Origin of the sequence: Telluribacter roseus (assembly GCF_017355915.2) — a bacterium.
Taxonomy (GTDB): Bacteria; Bacteroidota; Bacteroidia; order Cytophagales; family Spirosomataceae; genus Telluribacter.
Map to the genome: position 1 here is coordinate 84,809 of NZ_JAFEUV020000009.1, position 24,469 is coordinate 109,277.

At 52.9% G+C, this 24,469-nt stretch carries 26 protein-coding genes; 23 read left to right on the forward strand and 3 right to left on the reverse strand.

The window, feature by feature from the left end; genetic code table 11:
* Window positions 1-53 precede the first annotated feature (53 nt).
* From JTN23_RS16885 to JTN23_RS16960, 16 genes are all read left to right on the forward strand, one after another.
* Window positions 54-680, forward strand: a complete 627-nt coding sequence (locus tag JTN23_RS16885; protein ID WP_247236194.1) for a transposase — start codon at window positions 54-56, stop codon at window positions 678-680.
* A 218-nt stretch (window positions 681-898) separates the two neighbouring features.
* Window positions 899-1,261, forward strand: coding sequence for a YciI family protein (locus JTN23_RS16890; protein ID WP_247236195.1), 363 nt, complete (start codon window positions 899-901; stop codon window positions 1,259-1,261).
* Window positions 1,262-1,310: 49 nt separating this feature from the next.
* A complete protein-coding gene (locus JTN23_RS16895; RefSeq protein ID WP_247236197.1) occupies window positions 1,311-2,576 on the forward strand; it encodes an RNA polymerase sigma factor in 1,266 nt (421 codons plus the stop codon).
* 19 nt (window positions 2,577-2,595) lie between these two features.
* Window positions 2,596-2,862, forward strand: coding sequence for a hypothetical protein (locus tag JTN23_RS16900; RefSeq protein WP_247236198.1), 267 nt, complete (start codon window positions 2,596-2,598; stop codon window positions 2,860-2,862).
* 60 nt (window positions 2,863-2,922) lie between these two features.
* Window positions 2,923-3,651: a carbon-nitrogen hydrolase family protein gene (locus JTN23_RS16905; RefSeq protein ID WP_247236200.1), complete on the forward strand. Its 729-nt coding sequence runs from the start codon at window positions 2,923-2,925 to the stop codon at window positions 3,649-3,651.
* Window positions 3,648-4,070 carry a VOC family protein gene (locus JTN23_RS16910; RefSeq protein WP_247236202.1) on the forward strand — a complete coding sequence of 141 codons (423 nt, stop codon included), beginning with the start codon at window positions 3,648-3,650 and terminating at the stop codon, window positions 4,068-4,070. Before JTN23_RS16905 ends, JTN23_RS16910 begins: the two co-directional genes overlap by 4 nt.
* Window positions 4,071-4,113: 43 nt before the next feature.
* The gene (locus JTN23_RS16915) at window positions 4,114-4,560 is read left to right on the forward strand and encodes a GNAT family N-acetyltransferase (protein WP_247236203.1); all 447 of its coding nucleotides are present in this window, start codon (window positions 4,114-4,116) and stop codon (window positions 4,558-4,560) included.
* 223 nt (window positions 4,561-4,783) lie between these two features.
* Window positions 4,784-5,056, forward strand: a complete 273-nt coding sequence (locus tag JTN23_RS16920) for a DUF4242 domain-containing protein (protein WP_247236204.1) — start codon at window positions 4,784-4,786, stop codon at window positions 5,054-5,056.
* Between the two features lie 183 nt (window positions 5,057-5,239).
* The gene (locus tag JTN23_RS16925; RefSeq protein WP_247236205.1) at window positions 5,240-6,562 is read left to right on the forward strand and encodes an amidohydrolase; all 1,323 of its coding nucleotides are present in this window, start codon (window positions 5,240-5,242) and stop codon (window positions 6,560-6,562) included.
* Window positions 6,563-6,703: 141 nt separating this feature from the next.
* Window positions 6,704-8,305 carry an alpha,alpha-trehalase TreF gene (gene treF, locus JTN23_RS16930; RefSeq protein ID WP_247236206.1) on the forward strand — a complete coding sequence of 534 codons (1,602 nt, stop codon included), beginning with the start codon at window positions 6,704-6,706 and terminating at the stop codon, window positions 8,303-8,305.
* A gap of 25 nt (window positions 8,306-8,330) precedes the next feature.
* A complete protein-coding gene (treA, locus tag JTN23_RS16935) occupies window positions 8,331-9,965 on the forward strand; it encodes an alpha,alpha-trehalase TreA (protein WP_247236207.1) in 1,635 nt (544 codons plus the stop codon).
* 9 nt (window positions 9,966-9,974) lie between these two features.
* Complete coding sequence (locus JTN23_RS16940) at window positions 9,975-10,262, forward strand: YciI family protein (protein WP_247236208.1); 288 nt, start codon at window positions 9,975-9,977, stop codon at window positions 10,260-10,262.
* Window positions 10,259-10,975 carry a hypothetical protein gene (locus tag JTN23_RS16945; protein WP_247236210.1) on the forward strand — a complete coding sequence of 239 codons (717 nt, stop codon included), beginning with the start codon at window positions 10,259-10,261 and terminating at the stop codon, window positions 10,973-10,975. The genes JTN23_RS16940 and JTN23_RS16945 overlap by 4 nt, the downstream gene beginning before the upstream one ends.
* Window positions 10,975-11,646, forward strand: coding sequence for a hexitol phosphatase HxpB (gene hxpB, locus JTN23_RS16950; protein WP_247236211.1), 672 nt, complete (start codon window positions 10,975-10,977; stop codon window positions 11,644-11,646). Before JTN23_RS16945 ends, hxpB begins: the two co-directional genes overlap by 1 nt.
* A gap of 9 nt (window positions 11,647-11,655) precedes the next feature.
* Window positions 11,656-12,444: a PhzF family phenazine biosynthesis protein gene (locus JTN23_RS16955; RefSeq protein WP_247236212.1), complete on the forward strand. Its 789-nt coding sequence runs from the start codon at window positions 11,656-11,658 to the stop codon at window positions 12,442-12,444.
* A gap of 12 nt (window positions 12,445-12,456) precedes the next feature.
* Window positions 12,457-12,918, forward strand: a complete 462-nt coding sequence (locus JTN23_RS16960) for a GNAT family N-acetyltransferase (RefSeq protein ID WP_247236213.1) — start codon at window positions 12,457-12,459, stop codon at window positions 12,916-12,918.
* Window positions 12,919-12,946: 28 nt separating this feature from the next.
* Here JTN23_RS16960 and JTN23_RS16965 read toward each other — a convergent pair whose 3' ends face one another.
* Window positions 12,947-13,831, reverse strand: coding sequence for a DMT family transporter (locus JTN23_RS16965; protein ID WP_247236215.1), 885 nt, complete (start codon window positions 13,829-13,831; stop codon window positions 12,947-12,949).
* 71 nt (window positions 13,832-13,902) lie between these two features.
* Here JTN23_RS16965 and JTN23_RS16970 point away from each other — a divergent pair, with 71 nt between their 5' ends.
* Window positions 13,903-15,315, forward strand: coding sequence for an OmpA family protein (locus tag JTN23_RS16970; protein ID WP_247236216.1), 1,413 nt, complete (start codon window positions 13,903-13,905; stop codon window positions 15,313-15,315).
* A 679-nt stretch (window positions 15,316-15,994) separates the two neighbouring features.
* On the opposite strand, the gene pth is transcribed toward JTN23_RS16970, so the two are convergent.
* Window positions 15,995-16,555 carry an aminoacyl-tRNA hydrolase gene (gene pth / locus JTN23_RS16975; protein ID WP_247236217.1) on the reverse strand — a complete coding sequence of 187 codons (561 nt, stop codon included), beginning with the start codon at window positions 16,553-16,555 and terminating at the stop codon, window positions 15,995-15,997.
* Window positions 16,556-16,618: 63 nt separating this feature from the next.
* On the opposite strand from pth, the gene pyrR reads away from it, so the two are divergent.
* Together pyrR and JTN23_RS16985 are read left to right on the forward strand one after the other, a co-directional pair.
* Window positions 16,619-17,158 (forward strand): bifunctional pyr operon transcriptional regulator/uracil phosphoribosyltransferase PyrR, encoded by a 540-nt coding sequence (pyrR, locus tag JTN23_RS16980; RefSeq protein ID WP_247236219.1) that lies wholly within the window; start codon window positions 16,619-16,621, stop codon window positions 17,156-17,158.
* Between the two features lie 84 nt (window positions 17,159-17,242).
* Window positions 17,243-17,470: a DUF2905 domain-containing protein gene (locus tag JTN23_RS16985; protein WP_247236220.1), complete on the forward strand. Its 228-nt coding sequence runs from the start codon at window positions 17,243-17,245 to the stop codon at window positions 17,468-17,470.
* Here the strand turns inward: JTN23_RS16985 and JTN23_RS16990 are convergent.
* On the reverse strand, window positions 17,439-19,016 hold the full coding sequence (locus tag JTN23_RS16990) for a hypothetical protein (RefSeq protein WP_247236221.1): 1,578 nt from the start codon (window positions 19,014-19,016) through the stop codon (window positions 17,439-17,441). The genes JTN23_RS16985 and JTN23_RS16990 overlap by 32 nt on opposite strands.
* Before the next feature lie 231 nt (window positions 19,017-19,247).
* Between JTN23_RS16990 and argS the strand changes: the two genes are divergently transcribed.
* The 4 genes from argS to JTN23_RS17010 all read left to right on the forward strand — a co-directional run bounded on the left by argS (window position 19,248) and on the right by JTN23_RS17010 (window position 24,442).
* Window positions 19,248-21,026 carry an arginine--tRNA ligase gene (argS, locus tag JTN23_RS16995; protein ID WP_247236222.1) on the forward strand — a complete coding sequence of 593 codons (1,779 nt, stop codon included), beginning with the start codon at window positions 19,248-19,250 and terminating at the stop codon, window positions 21,024-21,026.
* Between the two features lie 124 nt (window positions 21,027-21,150).
* Window positions 21,151-21,735, forward strand: coding sequence for a glutathione peroxidase (locus JTN23_RS17000; RefSeq protein WP_247236223.1), 585 nt, complete (start codon window positions 21,151-21,153; stop codon window positions 21,733-21,735).
* Between the two features lie 55 nt (window positions 21,736-21,790).
* The gene (locus JTN23_RS17005) at window positions 21,791-22,684 is read left to right on the forward strand and encodes a 1,4-dihydroxy-2-naphthoate polyprenyltransferase (RefSeq protein WP_247236225.1); all 894 of its coding nucleotides are present in this window, start codon (window positions 21,791-21,793) and stop codon (window positions 22,682-22,684) included.
* 252 nt (window positions 22,685-22,936) lie between these two features.
* Complete coding sequence (locus JTN23_RS17010; RefSeq protein ID WP_247236226.1) at window positions 22,937-24,442, forward strand: TolC family protein; 1,506 nt, start codon at window positions 22,937-22,939, stop codon at window positions 24,440-24,442.
* Window positions 24,443-24,469 lie beyond the last annotated feature (27 nt).

The following is a 24,469-nucleotide window of genomic DNA, read 5'->3' on the forward strand; positions in this document are numbered from 1 at the left end:
TAGAATATATATTTGATAAGTTTCTATCAATCAAGTTTACCATTCGCGGACTGATGGAGCAAAAGTACCAGAATAAATACCGCGTTGCCTCAGCCCGATGGCAACAGTGGAACTATGGTTGGGATGGCGCCTATTTTATAACGATCTGTACCAGAGACCGCGCTCCGTTTTTTGGGGAAGTCGTGAACGGAAAAATGGTGCTGTCTCCGGTGGGGGTGATTGCGGATGTGTTGTGGCACGAGATTACAAATCACGCCCGGCATGTTGAATTGGGCGAATTTGTGGTCATGCCAAACCATATTCATGGAATTATAATTCTAGATGGGAATACCAACGATTCCCGCACAACCGATCCGAATGATCCCAATAATACGGACGGTCCCAACGTCGGTTCCAACGTAGAGACAAGGCATGCCTTGTCTCTACCATCACCATTGCCCGAAAATACCCCCGGCCGCCAACGATTTCAAAACCAAGGCAAAAACACCATTTCCTCCATCGTGGGCGGATATAAATCGGCCGTGACCAAACATGCCAATCGCCTGGGGCTTGAGTTTGGCTGGCAATCCCGATTTCACGACCACGTCATTCGCGATGAAAAATCATTTATCACCATTTCCGAGTACATTATCAATAACCCGTCGAACTGGTCACAGGACCGTTTTTTCTCCAGCCAATAAGTTTAACATTATTTACAAAAGCTACCAATAAATGTATAGTCTCAGAATCTTTGAACTACAAAATTCATTTGATAAATTAATTAGAAGAGAAGATTAGTATAGACACTTACCAATACTATTAAATTTATTACTATCCACCCCACCCCTGTCCAATCCGCTCAACCTCAATTGTCATTAGGGTGTAGTTAAACATCCAATCACAACAAAAATTGATACCCATGGAAGAGTACATGCTGATTTTCAGACACGAAAACGCGCAGAATCAGGTTTCACCCGAGCAGATGCAGGCCTGGATGAAGCAGACAATGGACTGGATTGGCGGGATTGCCGCGCAGAACAAGTACAGCGGGGGCAACGGCCTTCCTTTCGACGACGCCCGGGTAGTCAGGGCTACCGGCGCGGACGCCATCGTCACCAATGGCCCCTTTGGCGACATCAAGGAAACCATCGGCGGCTACGTCATTGTCAAAGCTGGGTCGGTAGACGAAGCCGTAGAGTTTGCGAAGGGCTGCCCGATCCTGGTGGGCGAAGGCAATAGCGTGGAGGTACGCCGCATAGCCAGAGGCGACGCGGGTCAGTAAGAAAAACCAAAAGGGTACTTCCTCGCATGGGAAGTACCCCTACTTACCAATGGAACAGCCCCCACTCTTACCGCACCTCTTCCGGACCGAGTTCAGCCGGATCACGGCCGTGCTGACGCGGCTGCTGGGTGTGGAGCACCTGGAAGCGGCGGAGGACATCGCCAGCGAGACCTTCCTGCTCGCCCTCGAAACCTGGCCCTACAAAGGTACTCCCGACAACCCGACGGCCTGGCTCTACACCGTCGCCAAGAACAAGGCCCGCAACTACTTCCACCGCCAACAGCTCTTTTCGCAGAAGATCGCCGGTCAGCTCTACGATGAACAGAGTACCTCCGCCGGGCCTGAGATAGACCTCTCGGAGCAGAACATCACAGATAGCCAGCTGCAGATGCTGTTTGCGGTATGTCACCCGTCCATTCCGCAGGAGGCGCAGGTAGGGCTGGCGCTGCGTACCCTGTGCGGCTTTGGCATTGACGAAATCGCCACGGCCTTCCTGACAAATAAAGAGACCATCAACAAGCGCCTGTACCGCGCCCGCGAAAAGCTACGGCAGGAGCAGGTCGCCATAGAGCTACCCTCCGAAGCCGAAATAGACCAGCGGCTGGACGCGGTACTGACGACCCTGTACCTGCTTTTCAGCGAAGGCTACTACTCCGAGAGCCACGATGCAGTGCTACGCGAACCTCTGTGCCTGGAGGCTATGCGGCTCTGCTACCTCCTCCGGGAAAACGAGCGGACCAACCAGCCCCCGGTGAACGCGCTGCTGGCGCTGATGTGCTTCCACGCGTCGCGCTTCCCGGCCCGGCGCAGCCAGAACGGCGAACTGGTACTCTACCACGAGCAGGACGAAACCCTCTGGAACCAGGAACTGATCATGAAGGGAGCAAAGTACCTGCAGGAAGCCTCACAGGGTAACCGCTTAAGCAAGTACCACCTGGAAGCCAGCATCGCGTACTGGCACACCATCAAAGCCGACACGCCCGAAAAGTGGGAAACCATCCTGCAACTCTACAACCGGCTGCTGCAGCTGGAGTATTCTCCCATCGCCGCCCTCAACCGCACCTACGCCCTCGCCCGGGCCAACGGTAAGACCGAGGCTATCCGCGAAGCCGAGAAGCTGCAGCTCACAAACAACCCCTACTACTATACCCTGCTGGGTGAGCTGTACCGCGACCTGGACAACCAGAAGGCCCGGCAACACTTCGAAAGAGCGCTCCAGCTGGCAAAGACACAAGCCGATAAGCAGACTATTTCAAAGAAAATCGCCAATTTAGGGTATGGGGGTGAAGCTGTCGGCGCGGGTAATCAAATGTAACAACCAGAAGGCTCTATACATGATCAATCTTTCCGAACCCAATTTTCGGCAACAGGAAAAACATCTGAATACCCTACCCACCAGCGACCTCAGGCTACTGGCCGAGCACTTCGACAAAGCCAGCGAGCAGTACCGGTGCGGTGGGGATTTTTATAGCAGGAGTTTTTCGGAGTTTAACCACCTACTCGACCGCCTGAACCTGATCTTCCCCTTCGACTGGATGGCCTGGACCGAAGGACGCTACCAGAATACTATACAAGCTGATACGCCAGGTATTTTGAGGTGATCAGCGACTTTTAACAGACAGCCAAAGAATTGATTGTCATACCCTACCCAGCCTGAAACTATGAAACTCTGCGTAGCCCAGACCCGCCCTGTCCGGGGAGATATTGAACAGAATATCGAGAGCCACCAAAAGCTGATCGAGCTGGCCCTATCCCACGGAGCCACTACCATCTTATTCCCCGAGCTATCCATTACGGGCTACGAGCCGGAGTTGGCGGAAGCGCTGGCGACAGGGCCCGACGACCACCGCCTGGACCCGTTTCAGCAGATCAGCGACGAGCGGCAGGTGACCCTGGGCATAGGAGTACCTACCCGAAGTGATAAAGGGCTACACATCAGTCTGGTTGTTTTTCAGCCCCAGCAGGATCGGCAGCTCTACTGCAAGCGGTACCTGCACCCCGACGAGTACCCCTACTTCGTAAGCGGAACCAGCACCACCCGACTGTCGGGACTACATGGCCGTATGGCGCTGGCGATCTGCTACGAACTATCGGTACCCCGGCACGCCGAAGAGGCCTCGCGGCAGGGAGCGAGCATCTACCTGGCCAGTGTAGCCAAATCGGTGGAGGGCGTTGGCAAAGCCCACCCGCGGCTGGCCGAAATAGCCAGCACCTACTCCATGACTACCCTGATGGCCAACTCCGTAGGCTATTGCGATACCTTTACCTGCGGCGGCCGGTCAGCCATCTGGAACAGCGCGGGCAAACGGGTCGGGCAGTTGGATGACACCAGCGAGGGCCTGCTGATCTATGACACGGATACTGAGGAAGTAATCACGGAAGTACCATGAAAGCTCGCATATCAGTCATAACCCTAGGTGTATCAGATCTTGAAAAGGCGGTCCGGTTTTATCGGGATGGGCTCGGACTACCTACCGAAGGAATCATCGGGCAGGAACTTGAAAACGGAGCTGTGGCTTTCTTTGACCTGCAACGGGGCCTGAAGCTGGCCCTGTGGCCCCGGAAGAGCATCGCCATCGATACCGGCCTCCCCCAGCAGCCTCCCTCCGCTACTAGCTTTACACTCGGGCACAACGTCGGGAGTAAAGAAGAGGTGGATGCGGTCATGCAGCAGGCCGAAGGGGCCGGAGCCACGATCATCAAGCCCGCGGGAGCGACCTTCTGGGGCGGCTACGCCGGGTACTTTCAGGATCCAGACGCGCACCTGTGGGAGGTAGTATGGAACCCCGCTTTTGATCTAATTGAATAATGAGTATACTGCGCTGGTTAAAGCCATCAATCAAGTACATTCCATGATCAGACCTTATACTCCCGCCGATAAAGAAGAGCTTATCACCCTCCTGAAGCTCAATACACCGAAGTACTTTGATAGGTCCGAAGAGCAGGACTTCCGGGAGTACTTCGACCAGCACTTGGAAAGCTACTTTGTGGTAGAGCAGGAAGGGCAACTCATTGGCTGCGGGGGTATCAACTACTTCCCCGACGAGCGGCTGGCCCGGATCTCGTGGGATATGATCCACCCCGACTACCAGGGCAGGGGCGTAGGCAAAGAGCTGACCCTGTACCGGATCAATGAGATCAGGAAGAACCCGGACCTGGACCAGATCGTAGTACGGACTACGCAGCTGGCGTACCGGTTTTACGAAAAAGTAGGTTTTACTCTTGAGAAAGTAGAAAAAGACTACTGGGCGCCGGGATTCGACCTGTACTACATGACCATACCTCTCAGTACTCCCTGAGCAGATACCACTCACTCAATACTTATCCATAACCACTGTATTATCAGGCACTTTTGATACCTTTAAGGTAATCATATGTACCCTGTACTCTACCACTGGTGCAGGTACATACAAGACTCCCCTCCTCAACACTCAAACCATAATACGTGGAGACCAGAGACCACCTTAGCAAACGGGGCGCCACCGAAAAGCCAGACGAGTAGGAAGCTAAAAACACACCATCATGCCCAAGTACGTTATTGAAAGAGAAATTCCGGGAGCGGGAGATCTAAATGCCGAGCAGCTAAAAGGCATATCACAAACATCATGCGGCGTTCTGAATACTATGGGTCCTGACATACAGTGGGTCCATAGCTACGTAACGGATAATAAAATCTACTGTGTTTATAATGCTCCCAACGAGGAGATGATCCGTGAGCATGCCCGACAGGGTGGATTTCCTGCTAACTCGGTGAGTAAAGTACACACCATTATTGATCCTGTTACCGCTGAATAAACCAGGTAGTATAAAGCCTCTCAGGAGAACCGGGGAATATGGATGCTATATTCCCCGGTGTTGTATAGGCAGGTACTATAAGCCGTAGGCTCCTTCTTTACACCCTTCATAGCCTCCGGCTACCAGGCTGAATGACAGTCTGGCAAAGAACCTTTATATTTGATGGTTTAAATCAAAAACCATATGAATACCAGGTTCCTTTTACTCTTCTTTTTTGGCTATATACATATTGTAAACGCCCAGACACCACAGGTGGTAAAGTCGGTGCAGGATATTTCGCAGAGCCTGTACCCTACCCTGGATAAGCTGTACAAAGACCTGCACCAGCACCCGGAACTGTCGCTTCAGGAAGAAAAGACCGCCGCCAAGATGGCCTCCGAACTGAAGGCGCTGGGCTTTCAGGTAAAGGAGAAAATGGGTGCCCACGGGGTAGTAGGAGTGTTTAAAAACGGAACCGGCCCCACCGTGCTGATCCGGACGGATATGGACGCCCTGCCGCTGGAAGAAAAAACCGGCCTTCCCTACGCCAGCCGGGCTAAAGGCATCAACGCTGCCGGCAACGAAACCAGCATAATGCACGCCTGCGGACACGATGTACACATGACGGTATTTGTGGGTACGGCCCGTACGCTGATGCAGATGAAGGACAAGTGGAAGGGTACCCTGGTGATGGTGGCGCAGTCGGCCGAGGAGAATGGCCTGGGTGCGGATCTGATGCTGAAGGCGGGCTTGTTTGACTTTGCTCCTACCCCCGACTACGCCATAGCCCTGCACGACAACTCGTTCCTGCCCGCCGGTACTATAGGCTACCGCGAAGGGGCCTTTATGGCCAGCGTAGATATGATGGACCTGACCGTATTCGGTGAAGGAGGCCACGGAGCCGCTCCCCATACCACCATTGACCCCGTGGTACTGAGCGCCCAGATGGTGATGGCCTTCCAGACCATCGTGAGCCGCAGCATCAATCCAATTGATCCGGCCGTGGTAACGGTAGGCTCCATCCACGGCGGTACTGTCCATAACATCACGCCTGATGAAGTAAAAATGCAGCTGACGCTGCGCTCGTACAGTCCGGAGGTGAGGGAAAAGATCATCAGTGGCATTCGCCGGATCAGTACCAACCTCGCCCGCTCCGCCGGTCTGCCCGACACCAAACTACCCGTTTTTTCCATCCGCGAGCCGCAGACGCCCGCTACCATCAATGACCCGGCGCTGACCCGACGGCTTATGGGCATATTCCGTAGTACCTTCGGGGAAGGAAAGGTGGTAGAAATGGAGCCTTACATGGTGGGGGAAGATTTCAGCCGCTTTGACATGGGTAAGAAGGTACCGATCTGTATGTTCTGGCTGGGTACTATACCTGAACAGAAGGTACAGGAGGCCAAAGCCAAAGGCGAGCAGCTCCCCTCGTTGCATTCACCCTATTTTGCTCCTCTGCCCGAACCTACCATCAAAACCGGCGTAACGGCCATGAGCCTGGCGGCGTTGAATCTGTTTGGGCGCTGATCGCAGCTACCGCTTTTGACGTACATCCGGAGGGCGTACGCGGGGTACTTTACGAACGGCCACGACCGATTCTTAAAACTCTGCTACCTTCACCGTGTTTATGGGTATTACCCATACTTTGTTACCAGAATACACCCCATCATGAAGAAGTACCTGATTGCAACTACCTACGTTTACCCTCTTATTGCTTTGCTTGGACTACTAGTAGCCCCAACCGTCGCTTCCGGCCAGAACCGCACTCCACCTGACGAGTTGTATGGCCCCTTATTCAAAGATGTACAGATGAGTCGCATATTTCCCGACTCCAAGACCTTTCCCGACTGCACCCCACTCTATAGTGCCGACGAGATACTGGATAAGTATAACCGGGCCAAAGGTCAGCCGGGCTTTGACCTGACCAGGTTTGTGAACGAGCACTTCACCTTGCCTGTCACCCCCAATGCCCACTACGGCAGCAATCAGCAGCTGGCTCCGGCCGACCATATCCGACAGCTATGGCAGGTACTGACCCGCACTCCCGACAAGCAGAATGCCGCCGGCTCGTTACTACCACTGCCCAATGCCTACATAGTACCCGGCGGGCGCTTCCGGGAGATCTACTACTGGGATAGCTACTTCACCATGCTGGGGCTGCGCGAATCGGGCCGGGGCGATCTGATCGAGAGCATGATCAACAACTTTGCTTTCCTCATCGATACCTACGGCCACATCCCCAACGGCAACCGTACCTACTACCTGAGCCGCTCGCAGCCGCCTTTCTTTTCACTGATGGTGCGGCTGTACAGTGAGATAAAAGGCCCCGGCGTACTTAGAGAGTACCTGCCCCAGATGCAAAAGGAGTATGACTTCTGGATGCAGGGCGCCGACAGCCTCACCCGGCCCTACACCGCCCACCGGCGGGTCGTAAAGCTGCCGGACGGCGTGGTACTGAACCGCTACTGGGACGACCGCCCCGTGCCGCGCCCCGAAGCCTACCGCGAAGACGTAGAGCTGGCCCACCAGGCCCAGACCCGCAGTGGCGCTGCTCCCGAAGCCGTGTACCGCCACATACGGGCCGCAGCCGAGTCGGGTTGGGACTTCAGCAGCCGCTGGTTCCGCGATGGCAAGACCTTCTCCACCATCCAGACCACCGAGATACTGCCCGTCGACCTCAACTGCCTGCTGTACCACCTCGAGGAGACACTCGCGGAGGCTTATCAGCAGGATGGCAGGGCAGATGTAAGTACCCAGTACCGGCAAAAGACCGAAGCGCGCAAAAATGCCATTCAGAAGTACTTCTGGTCCGCCACGCGCAGCTACTACATGGACTATGACTTTGTAGCGCAGCAGTATACTACCGTGTATTCGCTGGCTGGTACCTACCCCTTGTTCTTTAAAATAGCTGATAGCCGCCAGGCCCGTGAGGTAGGCAGGCACATCCGGCTGGAGTTCCTGAAATCGGGCGGCGCCCTGACCACCCTCAACCGTACCGGGCAGCAGTGGGACGCTCCCAACGGCTGGGCTCCCCTGCAGTGGATTACCTACCGGGGCCTACGCAACTATAATATTAACGAAACTGCCTACCACCTCCGCGACAACTGGCTGGCTATCATCGAGAAAGTATTCAGGAACACGGGTAAGATGATGGAAAAATACAACGTATCGGATACTAATCTGGAAGCCGGTGGAGGCGAATATCCCAACCAGGATGGCTTTGGCTGGACCAACGGCGTGTACCTGCGCATGAAAACCAGCAAGAAGTAAGGCTCAATAACCTTCTGCTTACTTTATGAGTTCTAAAAATAAAAACCATAAAGTGAGCAGAACCAAGTTTATGTCTTCGGACCCGTTCGGACGTGCGACCATACCTACTTCACTGGGGCAAACTCAGACCTCCCCCGATGAGCTGTATGGAAAGCTGTTTAAGGATGTGCAGATGAAGCGCATCTTCCCTGATTCGAAGACTTTTGCCGATAGCATACCCCTTTGCGACCCTGTCCTGATTATAGAGAGGTACTTTCACCTGATGCACCGCTCTGACTTTGATCTGGAGCGGTTTGTCAGGGACAACTTTGATATACCTGAAGAGATCAAGATTACTTACAAGCCTGATCCCGGCCAGACCATAGATGAACACATTGAAGAGCTGTGGACCATCCTGACCCGCCAGCCGCAGGATCAGCAACGGGGCGGATCACTACTAGCCTTACCCAAGCGATACGTAGTACCCGGCGGGCGCTTCCGCGAGATCTACTACTGGGATACCTACTTCACCATGTTGGGCCTGGTGGAATCAAACCATTCGGATCTCATACATGACATGGTGGATAACTTTGCCTACCTGATCGACCGGTTCGGGCATATCCCCAATGGCAATCGCAACTACTACCTGAGCCGTTCGCAGCCACCGTACTTTTCCCTGATGGTCAAGCTGTTCAGCGAGGTAGAGGGCAAGGAGGTACTATCGTATTACCTTCCCCAGCTGCAGCGCGAATACGACTACTGGATGAGTGGCAGTGACTGCAAGGGAGAGCCATTTACCGGCAAGCGGCGGGTGGTGTTTCTGCCCGAAGGCTTATGCCTGAACCGCTACTGGGACGATAAGGCCACTCCCCGTCCGGAGGCGTATTATGAGGATATTGAACTGGCCGAAGAGGCGCACCATCAGTACCATGCCGATGAGTCGGACCTATACCGCCACATACGGGCCGCCGCCGAGTCGGGCTGGGACTTCAGCAGCCGCTGGCTGCGGGAGGGTGATAATTTTGCCTCTATTCATACGACTGATATCATACCGGTAGACCTGAACTGTCTGATGTACTATCTGGAATGCCTGCTCTCGGAAGCCTACCAGGTAGCCGGGCAGCACGAGATGCACCTGCGATTCAGTCATAAAGCCAAACTCAGGGCCGTGGCCATTCAGAAGTACTTCTGGGACCCGACCCGTAATTTTTTTATGGACTATGACTTCCGGACCAAAAAGTCCACTGAATGTTTCTCGCTGGCCGGTACCTACCCCCTGTTTTTCAAGCTGGCCACCAACCGCCAGGCCCACTACGTAGACACCTACCTCCGCCTCAACTTTATGCGCTCCGGAGGCTTGCTGACTACCCTTACCAAGAGCGGACAGCAATGGGACGCCCCCAACGGCTGGTCGCCCATGCAGTGGACCGCCTACAAAGGCCTGCGAAACTACAACCTGAACCGCACCGCCGACCGGCTTCGTGACAACTGGCTCTGCCTGAACGAAAAAACATTTAAGCAAAGCCGCAAGATGCTTGAGAAGTACAACGTAGCCGATACCAACCTGGAAGCACAGTCGGGAGAATACAAACTGCAGGAAGGCTTTGGATGGACGAATGGTGTATATTTGCAGATGAAGCTCAGTCAAAAAACGCGTCCCGTTCCATCTCTTATCTACTGATTTTTTTGCATGCTATACGTTATTCACGCATACGATTATACCGATGAGCAGGCGCTGCAGCGTCGCCTGGAAGTGCGCCCCCAGCACCTCGAAACGGTGCGTCAGCTCAAGGCCGATGGACACTTTGTTATAGGTGGGGCGCTACTCAGTCCTGACGACCAGATGATCGGCTCCATGATGGTAGTGGACTTTGCGGATGAAACCAGCCTGCGTCAGTGGCTCGACCACGACCCCTACGTACAGGGCCGGGTGTGGGAGAAAATCGACGTTAAACCCTTCCGCGAAGCCAAAGTATGATCAACCGGTACGCCTGGTACGGAGCAGCCCTGCTGGCTGCGCTACTGGCTATGGCCTCGTGCAATAGCGCCAGTCAGATGGCCACGCAGGAAGATACTACCGAAGCAGCCGCCCCCGACACCAGCCAGATCCTCAACTCACCCAACGATTTTTATGCCATCCCCGGCGAAAAAGTAGGAAATGTAGTACCTCAGTCCACCGAGGCCAACCTTATTGAGCACCTCGGCGCTGAAAATGTACGGCGGGATACCATCTACATCGGTGAAGGTGAATACCGCATTGGTACTACCCTGTTTAAAGGTACCCCCGACGAGGCCCAGATCCTGTGGAAGGATACGGTGAACTGGGCCCGCCCGGAGCTGGTCCGGATTATACCGGCTACCCAGCCTCAAAACTCCCAGTGGCAGGTCCAGGGAGGCGTACATATCGGAGCCACGCTCAAAGAAACAGAACGACTCAACGGCAAGCCCTTTGAGCTGTACGGCTTTGGGTGGGACTACGGCGGTACCGTAGTCGACTGGAAAGGCGGCAAGCTCACCTATTCCCGAAATGGGAAGTCGTATCTGGGTGCCATTTTTGTGTACGAATACAAGGAAGCGGAGCAGGATCTGCTGGCCGAAAAAGTAATGGGTGACAGCAGGTTTATGTCCAGTAATCCGGCCATGCAGCAGCTCAACCCACACATTTATTCATTAGAAATCAGATTTCGTTAATGATCGAAGCAGCTATATTTGATATGGACGGCCTGCTGGTGGACTCAGAGCCCATCTGGCAGGAAGTAGCGATTGAGATATTTGAAACCGTAGGCGTAAACCTGACCATAGAAATGTGTCAGGAAGGAACCGGCCTGGGAACCGCCGACTTCGTCAAACTCTTTTACGAACGTTTTCCGTGGGAGGGTAAATCCCAGGAGCAGGTAGGTCAGGAGATCATCGAGCGGGGACATGAGCGCATAGCCACTGAAACCCTGCCTATGCCCGGTGCTCACGACACGGTCCGGTTCTTCCATGAGCGCGGTATTCCCCTGGCCGTGGCATCGGCCTCGCCCATGGAAATCATCGAAACGGTACTACGCCGCCTGGACCTGGTTCAGTACTTTACCCTGTGGCACTCAGCCGTTCTGGAGACGCGCAGCAAGCCTCATCCGGACGTTTATTGGAGTACGATAGAAAAACTTAAAGTAAAAGGTCCCCATTGTGTTGCTTTTGAAGATTCCGGGAATGGATTACGCTCGGCGCATGCTGCCGGTATGCTTACAGTGGCCGTTCCGGCTCCTTATGAATACGATCAGCCTAAATTTGACATAGCAGACATAAAAATTCCAACCCTCACCCATTTTAACGAGGATATTTTTAATAACTTGGTGCAAAAACTGCCTCTCTAAATTCAGACTATGAAACTTTCATTGTATCAGTTAGATGCTTTTACGGATCGTCTCTTTGCCGGAAATCCTGCCGCAGTAGTTCCTCTGGAGCAATGGCTACCGGATGAACTAATGCAGCAGATAGCCGCGGAGAATAATTTGGCAGAGACAGCTTTTTATGTTCCTACCGAAAATGGCTTTCATATTCGTTGGTTTACCCCCACTACCGAAGTCGAATTGTGTGGTCATGCCACGCTGGCGGCGGCTTACGTTATATTTGAAGTACTGGGCCACGAGTCCAAGGACGTTATTTTTGACTCACTAAGTGGTCAGCTACGGGTACTGCGCAATGGAGAGTGGCTAACGCTGGACTTCCCGGCCGACCAGTTTCAGGTGACTGTATCTCCCCCGGCTCTTAACGAAAGCATAAGTTCAGCGGCTCCGCTGGAAGTGTATAAAGGTAAGACAGACTACCTGGTAGTTCTGGACAGCGAGGCTGAGGTTCGTGAACTAAGCCCGGATATCATCATTCTCTCAACCGTACCCGCCCGTGGTATCATCGTGACGGCTCCCGGCGACGAGGTTGATTTTGTTTCCCGCTTTTTTGCTCCCCAGTCCGGTATTGATGAAGATCCCGTTACGGGCTCTGCTCATACCACGCTGGTACCCTACTGGGCCAAGCGACTGGACAAGACCCAACTGGAAGCGCGTCAGCTATCAAGGAGAGGGGGCTACCTGCGTTGCGAGCTCAACGGCGACCGGGTATGTATCAGCGGTCAGGTGAGGCTATACCTGAAAGGTGAGATAGAGACCGAATAACACCGGCTGCTCATGATCCGCTACGAGGCTCAGGAGGGTCAGCCCTCCCCCGAAGTCCTAAGCGAGCTGCTTAGTCTGCATTCCCAGCTATTTACGGGTGATACCCGCGAAGCCCTGACCGAAGAGATAGCCGGGGCCAATGGACTGTATACCCTTCTGGCTTACGATGATCAGCGGTTGGCTGGCTTCAAGATGGGGTACCGCCGAAAACCCGGGCATTTCTATAGCTGGCTGGGTGGTGTACTACCCGACTACCGTAAGCAGGGCATAGCTTCGGAGCTCATGCAGCGCCAGCACCATTGGTGCCAGCAGAACGGCTACCGGACCATCCGCACCCAGACCATGAACCGCTGGCGCACCATGCTGATCCTTAACCTACGCCACGGCTTCGATGTAATAGGCGTTGTAGCCACATCGGGTGTCGCCACACCCGGACAGGAGCCCAAGATTGTGCTGGAAAAGAAGCTTATCTGATACTACTCATATCATACAAGTCGGCTCCCTACGAGCCGACTTCTTTATTTATCTTTTTTCGCTGAGCCATATACAGCCCGCCGATCACCAGGGCCGTACCCGCGTAGGTATAGACGGTAATAGGTTCTCCCATGAGCCACCAGGCGTAGAAGAACCCGAACAGCGGGCAGAGAAACAGCCACAGGGAAGCCCGCACCGTATCGATCCGCAACAGGTAAAACCAGCATAGTAACGCTCCCACCGACACCGCCAGGCTCAGCCACAGTACCGACCACCAGAAGCGCTCGTCCCATTGGATGGCCGAAAAATCGCTGATCAACCCCGTAAAAGGTAGCAGCAGTAGCCCCCCGATCGTTACCTGCCAACCATTGATCAGCAGGTTGGGCAGCTTCCAGTGGATGGTGGCGTAGTAGACACTGGCTACCGATACCGCCAGCATACTTATCATTAACAAAATGATCCCCCCGAGAGTAGTATAACTATCGCGCAGGAGCGGATAGGTAGCTATACCCACACCTACCATGCCCAGTAGTACACCCAGCAACTCGGCTCCGGAAGGCTTTCGGCCCATCCACCAGGCCGACATCACTATGATCAGCAGGGGATTGGTAGATACCGCCAAACTCCCGATACCGGCCGCGGTATATCGCAGGGCGTATACGTATAATCCCAGATAGAGCGTTGTGTTTAGGAAACCAAACAGAGCCAGATGACGCCATTCGTTACCCTGTGGCAACCGGAAAGAAGGATCGGGACGTAATAAATAACTGTAACCCAGTAAGAGGAAACCAGCTATAAAGAAGCGGATGTTAGCCAGTACCAGTGGCTCCGCCGACAGTACCCCAAACTTAGTAGCCACCGAAGCCGATGCCCAGAGCATCGCAAAAAGAAGACCTATTAGACTATTTTTCAAGGACAAGTGAACTGTTTTCCAAAAATACACTGAACGCTTTTCCTCCCCAACCTTCTTTTTTATTTTTGAGCATGAATCGTGAAAAAGCCTTGTTCAGACTTCTTTTAATAGTATCATTCCTGTCCACCTTTATCCCATCCTTCGCCCAGCGAAGCTGGACGTATGACTTCAGCAACGGCCTGAAAAGTGTTGAAGGTACCGCCCCACCCCTGCGGCCCCTGGGTGAAAAAGGAAAATTTGTTGAAGAAAAACTCCCCGAACTCGGCAGTAGTACCCGGCGTACTGTATATAAGTTTGAGGCAAATAACGGTCTGCAGTTTGACAACAAAGCAGCCCAGGGCTTTCTGAGCCGGTCATTTACGGTAGAGATCTATTTCAAGCTGGCCCAACTGGATAGCTGGAAGCGGGTACTGGACTTCAAAAACCGCAAGTCAGACTTTGGTTGCTACATCCACCATGGCAAGCTCAACTTCTTTAACCTGGCTACGGGCGAAAAAGCGGCCGTACGCCCCAACGACTACGTACACTATGTGTACTCGCGCAATGTCGAAACCGGCATGATCCGGATGTACGTCAACGGGGAGTCGAAGGTAGAGTTCAAGGATGTTGATAAAGAAGGGATACTGGACGCTGATCAGGTACTTAACTTTTTCTACGACGACCTGATCGTAAACCACGAAGCCAGTGCGGGCTCGGTAGCGCTGATCCGCCTCTACGACGAGGTGATGTCGCCGGTGCTCGTGCGTAAGAGCTTTAAGGAACTGGCCCAGAAGCTACCTAACCGCAGTGCCACTCCTACGGCCACCGCCAAGCCGGCTGCGCCAGCCATTACTGCCCCGATCGAAGATGAAGTGGACGACCCGGCCGACGGGCTGGTAAGCGTAACGGGCAAGATCTACGACACCCGCAACCTGGACTTCCTGGGCGATGTGGACGTGATTGTGCGCCGGGCCAACAGCGACTCCATTGTAGCCCAGACCAAAGCCGTAAACGGCCAGTACCGGTTCCGGCTGAAGCCGCTCGAAACCTATCGTATCACGGCTGCCCTGCCGGGCTATCAGCCGAAGAGCGTACTTGTACAGCCCAAAGCGCAGGGCGAGGTAGTCAGAAGCCTGATCAACCTGGCTCCCGAGACATTCGATAAACCTATTGCTACGGTACCTTTTGTGCAGAGTAAAGACAGCCTGATTACTGAAGCCAGAGTACGTCTGGACTCAGTAGCCAGCTTCCTGCAGACCCGACCTGACCTGAAAGTCAACCTGGAGGGCCATACCGACAATGTCGGGGATTTTGAGAAGAATCTGCTGCTATCGTGGCAGCGGGTGTTGATCATAAAAAACTACCTGATCGAAAAAGGCATAGATCCCAACCGGATCGACGGCAAAGGCTATGGTCCTACTCGTCCGGCGGCTCATAATAACTCCGAACCCGCCCGACAGGTAAACCGGCGCGTGGAGGTGTGGGCCATACCCATAAAAAGATAGAGCCACCCCATCTGGGAGGTGGCTCTATACTGACTATTCCTAAACCCTTAACCTTTTTCTACTATAAAAAACTCTAACTCTTTTACATATTTTTCTCCGAACTTGTTCCCGCACAGGCAGGTATAAAAGAGAAAACTGGTGTCAGACTATTCTAGTCCATGTTCCGGCTGCACCGGATTGAGTTAGTTGTTTGGTGGAGGTACCTGCTTATCAAACGCTGGCACACTCACATGACCGGAAACTTTCCAGTCGTACCTACTGCAGGAGCTCTGCTCTCTGCTGTGTTGGCTAACAAACACCTGTGGTCTTCGGTTCGCCAATTCGTAGGCTTTTGTACTCCTACTTTTCATAAAACCAGCGGGATACTGCTTGCTTAGCCATTCCCTTACTGCTTCTACGTAATATGGACACAAAGATAATAGCTTTTTTTATATTTCTAGGTATTGTTCAATTTAATTTTCGAACCCCTACCCGCTTATATTCCATCTAAAGTTCAAGGTTGATTAAACTACCTATACCGTATAATAGAATATTATTCTAAATAATTAACAAACTCTGCAACAGCAATATATACATCACAAACTTTGCCAAATTTTAGCAAACTCTGCTTGTAACCGATTTTAAGTCAAAAACATGAATACAGACGCCTCAGTTGACTAAAATTCTTTAAAAACTACAATCATTGATTAAAATTATTCATAGTTTGCTGTACCCCAATAGTACAAAAAGATGTGACTATGTCGCCAGCCCGATCTAGAAATATAGGGAGCTCCTCCATTTCCTTATCTGAAAAGGGATTAAGTACGTAGTCTACTTGCCTGCCCCTCGGAAAATCATTGCCAATCCCAAACCGCAGACGGGGGTAGTTACTGGTACTCAACAACTCTTCTATGTTCTTCAATCCATTGTGTCCGCCGTGTGAGCCTTTGGGCTTGACCCGTAAGGTACCATAAGGTAGCTGTAGCTCATCTACGATCACCAGCAGGTTCTCGACCGGTATCTTGTAGGCATCCATGTAGTAGCGGATGGCCTTCCCGCTCAGGTTCATGTAGGTAGTAGGCTTTATAAAATGAATCTGCCGGCCTTTGTACTTCCACTCGGCTACGTAGGCCAGGCGCTCAAACGAAAACTTGAAATCGTTCTGGGCCGCCAGACGGTCAAGTACCATGAATCCGACATTATGACGAGTAAAAGCATATTCGGGTCCTATGTTACCCAGCCCGGCTATAAGGTATTTCATAAAAAGTTATGTAATTAGTGAATGTGGTCTTAATTTAAGCCGCAAATTTCGGGAATAATACCAATGACCCAAAAACGACTTATACTAAGTAGCCCTCTTCTGGAGATCATGACCAGCCGGTTGTGCCAGCAACTCATCGAAAATCATCAGGATTTTTCGGATTCGGTGGTGATGGGCCTGCAGCCGCGTGGAATATATTTTGCCGAGCGCATCGTCAAAGAACTGAGCGAACGGCTGGGCCGTGCTATTCCGCTGGGATATCTGGACGCTACTTTTTACCGCGATGACTTCCGCCGCCGCGATTCGCCCCTGGTACCTAACAAAACCCAGGTACCCTTCCTGCTCGAAAATAAAAGTGTAATCCTGATTGACGACGTAGTGGCTACGGGCCGTATGGTACGGGCCGCTATGGACGCCATGACGGCCTTCGGTCGTCCCAAGCGGGTGGAGCTACTGGTACTGATCGATCGCCGCTACAACCGCGATCTGCCCATTGAGCCCGATTATGTAGGTATGAAGGTCAACACGCTGGAAACGCAGCGCGTGCAGGTAGAGTGGAGAGAGCAGGGCTTTGAGGCCGACCGTATATGGATGGTAGACTAACCTGCCCCTAATCAGGCACTTCCTGAAACAGATAGCAGTTTCAGGTGTTATATCGGCAGCAACAGCCTGATCTTAGCATACCCTATGTCCCCTAATTTCGGAAAATACCTGGTTGTAATCGGTCTGGTGATCGTTGTGGTAGGCGTAGTTTTCTACTTCTTCCACGACAAGCTCCAGTGGTTCGGGCGCCTGCCGGGCGACATCCGCGTGGAAAGAGAAGGGTTCCGCTTCTACTTCCCGATAGCCACCATGCTGCTGCTCAGCCTGCTCCTGAACCTGATCATCGTTTTGATCCGGAAGTTTTTCGGTTAGTCGCTTCTCCGGTGGTTTTGGCTTTGCCTATCTCCTCGGTCTTATAGGCCAGCTTATTGATGTAGAATACTTCACGTTGTGCCGTAGTGGTGGTTGCCCGCTCGCTGCTCAGTTTTTGGATGCCGTAGGCCATAAAGTACTTGTCGTACCAGGCCGCCAGATTGGCGTTATCGCTGTAGAGTACCTTCTCACTCTGGGAGCTGGGCTCCAGGTCAAACTTCTCGCTTTCTACCACCACCTTATCGCCCCGGATCACTTCGGTATGGATACTGCCATCCTGCGGATAGGCCAGTACAAAGTAGTCATCCACGCGCGTCAGTTGTACCATCTCCTGCAGCTCGTAGCTGATCAGATTCTTGATAGCGAAGCTGTTGTCCCATTTGTAGCGTCCATTCCGGTCAAACCCGCACACGATGGCGTGGGTATACCTGTATCCATCCAGCGTCTGGGAGTACTGCCGGTTAAAGCCACTGCTCATGGCGGGACTGGACGACTTGTAGTTGGGGTAGTACACTTCGGCTACCAGTACGATTTCGTCCTCCGTCTGGATCAGGTTATGTACCAGCAGGCGGTACCGGAAGCGGTTTTCCTTACCCATGGACTTGCGCTTGTCGAGGCGGTCCAGCGTGCGCTGCTTACGCTTGGGCTTCATGTAGTTAAAGAAGTTCTGCAGGTCCGAAAACTCGATAAACTGCGGCTGCTCGGGCTCATTATTCCGGACATGGGTAATGTAGAGTCCCTGCGAAAAGGGCGTACAGCCCACGGAGTAGTTACCAATCAGGTAGGAGTTGTCTTCATTGAGCGGAACGATCTGCCCCGATATCAGGCTATTGCGCTCATCGCTCAGGGTGGTGCTCTTCAGCAGTTTGCCGTCGTAGTTGAAGGTATGGATGGTAAAGTGGCAGTTGCGCTTGCGGTAGGCGTAGGTAATAACATTGATCAGCCCATCCTGCTCGTTAATGTCTACGTTATTGATCTCCATGTTGCGCTCGTACAGGCCGGGCAGCACGCGGGTAGTATGGTCAAAAAACGAATGCACCAGCACCACCGGGCGGCTCCGGTAGTAGCCCGCTATCAGGGCCTTGCTTCCCAGTACCTTAAACTGGTGTACATCCACATTGGCCAGTAGTTTACCCCGGTGCAGGTCTATATCACCGCTGTTAAGGTCCAGCTTCAGAAACAGGTAATGATCCGTATCGGGCTCGCCAAATAGCCAGTAGGCAAAGTGTTCGCTTTGATAGGCCATCACCGGTACATACCGGTAGTCCAAGCTATACTCCCGCGCCCAGAGCGGCTTCAGATCGGTATCGTACTTGGAAAATAACCATTGCTCGTTGCGGGTGTGGGAATATTCGTTACGGCGTATCACCACCAGGGCTCCGGCTTCGCCCAGGGAGAACACTTCGTGCTGCTCATTCAGGGCGGTGGAAGTAGGGATTTCGAGGCGCTGGGCCTGTTCAAGCTGAGCCTGAGACTCCTGATACGATGCAAGAAATACCGGAAGCACAAACCAAAGCCATATCGTATACTTGTTTATCATGTTCATGGGGATGCCTTAGCAAAAAAAGTAGTAGTTAGCTCACTTCTACCTAAATATACAAAATCTCACTGACTCCTAAACCCAAATTGATGAATAAGGTTAGCCGAAGGTAAGGCACAGACTTATTTTTAGCCTACTTTTGTAGTCCGACGACCACCCGTACCTATAACGACGACACCCGAAACATCATGTCTGTCAGGATGTGATTCTTTATATCAATTATTTATAAACAAAAACATGAATATTGAAGCTACGCTGAAAGACGACATCCGTCAGGCTATTCAGGAATGTTTTCAGACCTCGGTGGAGGATATTATACTTCAGCCCACCAAAAAAGAATTCGAAGGCTTTTATACGTTTGTTACTTTTCCGCTGACCAAGGCGCTACGGCGCCCCCCCATCGAGATCGGACAAACCATAGGCAGCTACCTCACCGGGCACTCCTCGGTAGTAGCCGGCTTCAACGTAGTACAGGGCTTTCTGAACATCAGTTTGAAAAACACCACCTGGCTGGACCTGCTCAGCAGCATCAGTACCAATCCTAATCACGGCTCCTTCCCCGCCAACGGCCAGTCGGTGATGGTGGAGTTTTCGTCGCCCAATACCAACAAGCCCCTGCACCTGGGCCACCTCCGTAACAACTTCCTGGGCAGCTCGGTAGCGCGTATTCTATCGGCCAATGGCTATGATGTAGTAAGGACCTGCCTGGTCAATGACCGGGGGGTACATATATGTAAGTCCATGCTGGCCTACCGCGAGCTGGGTAACGGCGAAACGCCTGAGACCTCCGGCCTGAAAGGCGACCACCTGGCCGGTAAGTACTACGTGGAGTTTGATAAGGAGTACAAGCGCCAGACCAAAGAACTGGTAGCGCAGGGCATGGGCGAAGAGGAAGCCGCCAAGAAAGCCCCCTGGATACTGGAAGCACACGAACTGCTGCGCAAGTGGGAACAGGGTGATGCCGAAACCGTAGCCCTTTGGCAGAAGATGAACGGCTGGGTGTACGAAGGCTTCAACGAAACCTACAACAAGATCGGCGTTAGCTTCGATAAGACCTACTACGAGTCAGACACCTACCTGCTGGGTAAAGATATCATTGAAGAAGGCCTGCAGAAAGGGGTGTTCTATCAGAAAGAGGACGGATCGGTATGGATAGACCTGACGGAAGAAGGCCTCGATCAGAAACTGGTACTCCGTGGCGATGGTACTTCGGTATACATCACCCAAGACCTGGGTACTACCGAGCTCAAGTACCAGGATTTCCATAACGATCGCTATATATGGGTAGTAGGTAACGAGCAGGACTACCACTTCAACGTACTCTTTGCTATCCTGAAACGCCTCGGCCGCCCCTACGCCGAGGGCTGCTACCACCTCAGCTACGGTATGGTGGACCTACCCACCGGTAAGATGAAGTCACGCGAGGGTACCGTGGTAGATGCCGATGATCTGATCCGGGAAATGTACGATACGGCCGAAAGCCGCACCCGCGAACTGGGCAAGATCGAGGACTTCAACAGCGACGAAGCCAAGCAACTGTACCATACCCTGGCACTGGGCGCTCTTAAGTACTACCTGCTCAAGGTAGATCCCAAGAAGCGGATGCTCTTCAACCCGGAGGAGTCTATTGACTTCCAGGGCCATACGGGGCCTTTTATCCAGTATACCTATGCCCGCGTTCGCTCCATCCTGCGCAAGGCCGAGCAGGCGGGCCTTCAGGCTGTTGTACCTACTGACTACGCATCGGTACACCCGGCGGAGCAGGAAGTGATCTTCTACCTGTCGCAGTACCCGTCGCGGGTGAGAGCGGCCGGTGAGGAGTTTGCGCCGTCCATTATATCCCTCTACGCGTTTGAGTTAGCAAAGGTGTACAACCAGTTCTACGCCGAACTGTCGATCTTCTCGGATCCCGATCCGAAAGCAGTACAACTAAGGATAGCCCTGTCCGCTGCGGTAGCCGAAACAATCCGTCACGCCATGGCGTTATTGGGCATAGATGTACCGGAAAAAATGTAGGTAAAGAGCTGTTAGCGATCAGGTGTTAGTGATTAGCTTTATCTGGTCCGGACTTCTGTCATAAAGGCTTTGATATAGTTAGTACCAGTACCTGAACAAGTTTCCACTCAAACCTCTCTATCCCATGCAGTTCATTAAAGTAGCTATCATTATGCTGTTTTCCCTGATTACAGGATTATTCGCCAATAAAAAGGAAATAAAAGTGAGACCGGAAAATACCGTTGCGGCTCCTCAGACGCTCTATGACTTCAAGATGAAATCGCTCATCGGTGATGACGTTATTGACTTCAAGAAATACAAGGGCAAGAAGGTAGTCCTTCTGAACGTAGCCTCGGAGTGTGGCTTTACCCCTCAGTACGCCGACTGGCAGGCCTTCCACGAGAAGTACGGCGACAAGATCGTAGTACTGGGTTTTCCGGCCAACAACTTCGGCGGCCAGGAGCCGGGCAGTGAGCAGGATATTGCTACTTTCTGCCAGAAAAACTACGGAGTTACCTTCCAGATGTTCGACAAGATCAGCGTGACCGGCAACGATCAGCACCCGCTGTACAAGTGGCTGTCGACCAAGACATTGAACGGCTGGAACGACAAAGCTCCTACCTGGAACTTCTGCAAGTACGTAGTGGATGAGAAGGGCCAGTTGACGCACTTTTTTGCCTCGGCCGTTAAGCCTACTGATGCTGAGTTTAAGAAGGCCGTGGGTCTGTAAGTTCTTTTACCACAAATGCAAATAGCTTATAGCATACGGCTTATAGCTCCTCAAAATGAAATCCTGGATCGAAGCGGCTCGTCCGCGTACTTTGCCCCTGGCGCTTTCGTGCATCCTGATGGGCAGCTTTCTGGCTGCGGCCCACGGACAGCTCAACTGGCCGGTAGCTCTGCTGAGTGCCCTTACTACCATATTTCTACAGGTACTTTCCAACTTTGCCAACGACTACGGCGACGCCGTCAATGGCAAGGATACCGATCTGCGTGTAGGGCCTCGTCGTGCTGTACATGCCGGACACATCACGGCCCAAAGTATGTTGAGGGCTATTATCCTGTTTTCGTTTCTCTCCCTGATATCCGGGCTAAGCCTGATGTACATCGCTCTGCAGGGGGCTCCTGCCAATACCTTCTGGGTGTTTCTGGGGATGGGACTGGCCTGCATCGCGGCGGCCATTACCTACACTGCCGGCAAGCGCCCCTACGGCTACATGGGTCTGGGCGACCTGTCGGTCCTGATCTTTTTTGGCTGGGTGGGGGTACTGGGTAGTTACTACCTGCACACGCTGGTCTGGAACTGGAACCTCTTCCTGCCCGCTACCAGCTGCGGGCTATTTGCAGTAGCGGTTTTGAATATCAATAACATCAGAGACATCGAATCAGACCGGGCCACGGGCAAAAACTCTATTCCGGTCCGGTTGGGCCGCGAACGCGCCGTGCGCTACCACTGGGCTATTCTGGTACTGGGTATGGGCTGTATCCTGTTGTATACACTCCTCCACTACACGCACTATACCCAGCTGCTGTTTCTGCTGAGTTTCCCGCTCTTTATCCGCAACGGTCTGGCCGTGTCGCGCCTCCGCAAGGCCAGCGAACTGGACCCCTATCTCAAACAAATGGCTCTTTCCACGCTGCTGTTCGTGGTGCTGTTCGGAATTGGGGTGGTGATCTAACATCCTCATCAGACTACTGTTAAAGTACCTGATATAACGGCCCGAAGTATCTTGAGGCAACGATTGACATCAACTTCGTTTCCAGGCATTTCGCTCCCTTCAGAAGGTAGTCAACCGGGGCCTGCTACCGGAGCCTTTCTAACTAATCAGCCCTATTCCCCGTTATTACGATCTATTTGACCGCCCGTCCCAAACGGATGGGCGTTTTACTATGGATCGTGTAATATTGAAATTGTCAAACTGCATCATTCCATGAGTTATACCCTACGGAAGTTAGTATTCGGCCTGATGCTGCTAGCGGGTGGCGGGTCCCTGTTAGGAGCCAGGGCGCAGGTAACGGTACAAGGACAGGTAACTACTGTTCCCGATCATCCTCTTACCCTCGAAGAGTGCATTGGTATAGCCCTGCGTACTAATCCGCAGATCAAGCAAGCCGAGCTACAGGTACAGTCTAATGGTAATATCTATGAGCAGTCGAAATGGCAGCGCTGGCCCAGTCTGAGCTTCAACGCCTCACAGGGTTTCAGCTCGGGTCGTAACATTGACCCCTTTACCAACCAGTTTGTTCAGCAGAATATCGCGTTTAACAACTACCAGTTGGGGAGCAGCGTATCACTCTTCAACGGCTTTCAGATCAGGAATACCATCCGGCAAAATAACCTGAGCCTGCAGGCCAGCCAAAAAGATTTGTCGGCTACCCGTAACGACGTCATGCTCAACGTAGCGCTGGGCTATCTGCAGGTAATCAGCTCGCAGGAGTTGATCGAGGTGGCTCAGCGGCAGGTGGAAGCTACGCAGCTACAGCTGGATCGAACCCAGAAACTGGTACAGGCTGGTTCGCTGGCCGAGAGCAACCTGTTTGACCTGAGGGCGCAGCTGGCCAACGACGAGCTATCCCTGGTGAACGCACAGAACAACCTGGAGTCGGCCCGGCTGAGTCTCAAGCAACTGATGAACCTGCCCGGCGGCGAGCCCTTAGAGGTAGCCTCCCTGAACGTAGGTGATCCTAGTCTGCGCGCCTACGACGCCACCGCCCAGGAGGTATTCGAAACAGCCGTCCAGAACCTGCCCCAGATGCAGGCGGCCGAGCTGCGGGTAGCCGCCGCTGCCCAGGGTATTGAAGTGGCCAGAGGAGCCCGCCTCCCCTCTCTGCTTCTGAACGGTGGTATCAATACCGCCTACTCCAGCGCAGCCCCCCGCGAGCGTTTTGTGGCCGATGGGTCCGGCACCCGTACCATGGAAGTACCTTCAGATACACGCTATATCATGTCCGACGGAACCCGGGTACCGGTGATCGATGTAGTCACGGTGCCCAATGGCGCCATCCGACAATTCGGGTACCTGGATCAGCTGAACTTTAACCGCAACTCCTCCATTAACCTTAACCTGCGGGTACCTATTTTTACCAATTTTCAGAACAGGTACCAGATATCTAACGCCCGGATTCAGCAGCAGAATACCGAATACCAAAGCCAGGTAGTGCGCCTGCAAATTCGTCAGAACGTAGAGCAGTCCTACATAGATATGACCAACGCGGCCAAACGGTACACGGCTACCCTTAATCAGGTAAGAGCCCAGGAAGAGGCCTTCCGGGTAGCAGAGAGCCGGTTTGGTGCCGGGGCCATCAACTCGGTTGAATACAACATTGCCAAAGCCAATCTGGATCGGTCGCGCGCCAATCTGGTACAGACCAAGTACGACTACATTTTCCGCACCAAGATCCTGGACTTTTACATGAACAGACCCTTGTCTGAATAGACGGGCAGCTCTCATACATAACATGAC

What these genes read in the sequence shown, in the direction of transcription:
- JTN23_RS17010 (WP_247236226.1), top strand. Translation starts at nt 22,937, where the DNA reads ATGAGTTATACCCTACGGAAGTTAGTATTCGGCCTGATGCTGCTAGCG.
- JTN23_RS16940 (WP_247236208.1), top strand. Translation starts at nt 9,975, where the DNA reads ATGCTATACGTTATTCACGCATACGATTATACCGATGAGCAGGCGCTG.
- JTN23_RS16905 (WP_247236200.1), top strand. Translation starts at nt 2,923, where the DNA reads ATGAAACTCTGCGTAGCCCAGACCCGCCCTGTCCGGGGAGATATTGAA.
- JTN23_RS16900 (WP_247236198.1), top strand. Translation starts at nt 2,596, where the DNA reads ATGATCAATCTTTCCGAACCCAATTTTCGGCAACAGGAAAAACATCTG.
- argS (WP_247236222.1), top strand. Translation starts at nt 19,248, where the DNA reads ATGAATATTGAAGCTACGCTGAAAGACGACATCCGTCAGGCTATTCAG.
- treF (WP_247236206.1), top strand. Translation starts at nt 6,704, where the DNA reads ATGAAGAAGTACCTGATTGCAACTACCTACGTTTACCCTCTTATTGCT.
- JTN23_RS16960 (WP_247236213.1), top strand. Translation starts at nt 12,457, where the DNA reads ATGATCCGCTACGAGGCTCAGGAGGGTCAGCCCTCCCCCGAAGTCCTA.
- JTN23_RS16885 (WP_247236194.1), top strand. Translation starts at nt 54, where the DNA reads ATGGAGCAAAAGTACCAGAATAAATACCGCGTTGCCTCAGCCCGATGG.
- JTN23_RS16910 (WP_247236202.1), top strand. Translation starts at nt 3,648, where the DNA reads ATGAAAGCTCGCATATCAGTCATAACCCTAGGTGTATCAGATCTTGAA.
- JTN23_RS16985 (WP_247236220.1), top strand. Translation starts at nt 17,243, where the DNA reads ATGTCCCCTAATTTCGGAAAATACCTGGTTGTAATCGGTCTGGTGATC.
- JTN23_RS16970 (WP_247236216.1), top strand. Translation starts at nt 13,903, where the DNA reads ATGAATCGTGAAAAAGCCTTGTTCAGACTTCTTTTAATAGTATCATTC.
- JTN23_RS16955 (WP_247236212.1), top strand. Translation starts at nt 11,656, where the DNA reads ATGAAACTTTCATTGTATCAGTTAGATGCTTTTACGGATCGTCTCTTT.
- JTN23_RS16915 (WP_247236203.1), top strand. Translation starts at nt 4,114, where the DNA reads ATGATCAGACCTTATACTCCCGCCGATAAAGAAGAGCTTATCACCCTC.
- JTN23_RS16895 (WP_247236197.1), top strand. Translation starts at nt 1,311, where the DNA reads ATGGAACAGCCCCCACTCTTACCGCACCTCTTCCGGACCGAGTTCAGC.
- JTN23_RS16945 (WP_247236210.1), top strand. Translation starts at nt 10,259, where the DNA reads ATGATCAACCGGTACGCCTGGTACGGAGCAGCCCTGCTGGCTGCGCTA.
- JTN23_RS16925 (WP_247236205.1), top strand. Translation starts at nt 5,240, where the DNA reads ATGAATACCAGGTTCCTTTTACTCTTCTTTTTTGGCTATATACATATT.
- pyrR (WP_247236219.1), top strand. Translation starts at nt 16,619, where the DNA reads ATGACCCAAAAACGACTTATACTAAGTAGCCCTCTTCTGGAGATCATG.
- JTN23_RS16890 (WP_247236195.1), top strand. Translation starts at nt 899, where the DNA reads ATGGAAGAGTACATGCTGATTTTCAGACACGAAAACGCGCAGAATCAG.
- pth (WP_247236217.1), bottom strand. Translation starts at nt 16,555, where the DNA reads ATGAAATACCTTATAGCCGGGCTGGGTAACATAGGACCCGAATATGCT.
- JTN23_RS17005 (WP_247236225.1), top strand. Translation starts at nt 21,791, where the DNA reads ATGAAATCCTGGATCGAAGCGGCTCGTCCGCGTACTTTGCCCCTGGCG.
- treA (WP_247236207.1), top strand. Translation starts at nt 8,331, where the DNA reads ATGAGTTCTAAAAATAAAAACCATAAAGTGAGCAGAACCAAGTTTATG.
- JTN23_RS16920 (WP_247236204.1), top strand. Translation starts at nt 4,784, where the DNA reads ATGCCCAAGTACGTTATTGAAAGAGAAATTCCGGGAGCGGGAGATCTA.
- JTN23_RS17000 (WP_247236223.1), top strand. Translation starts at nt 21,151, where the DNA reads ATGCAGTTCATTAAAGTAGCTATCATTATGCTGTTTTCCCTGATTACA.
- JTN23_RS16990 (WP_247236221.1), bottom strand. Translation starts at nt 19,016, where the DNA reads ATGAACATGATAAACAAGTATACGATATGGCTTTGGTTTGTGCTTCCG.
- hxpB (WP_247236211.1), top strand. Translation starts at nt 10,975, where the DNA reads ATGATCGAAGCAGCTATATTTGATATGGACGGCCTGCTGGTGGACTCA.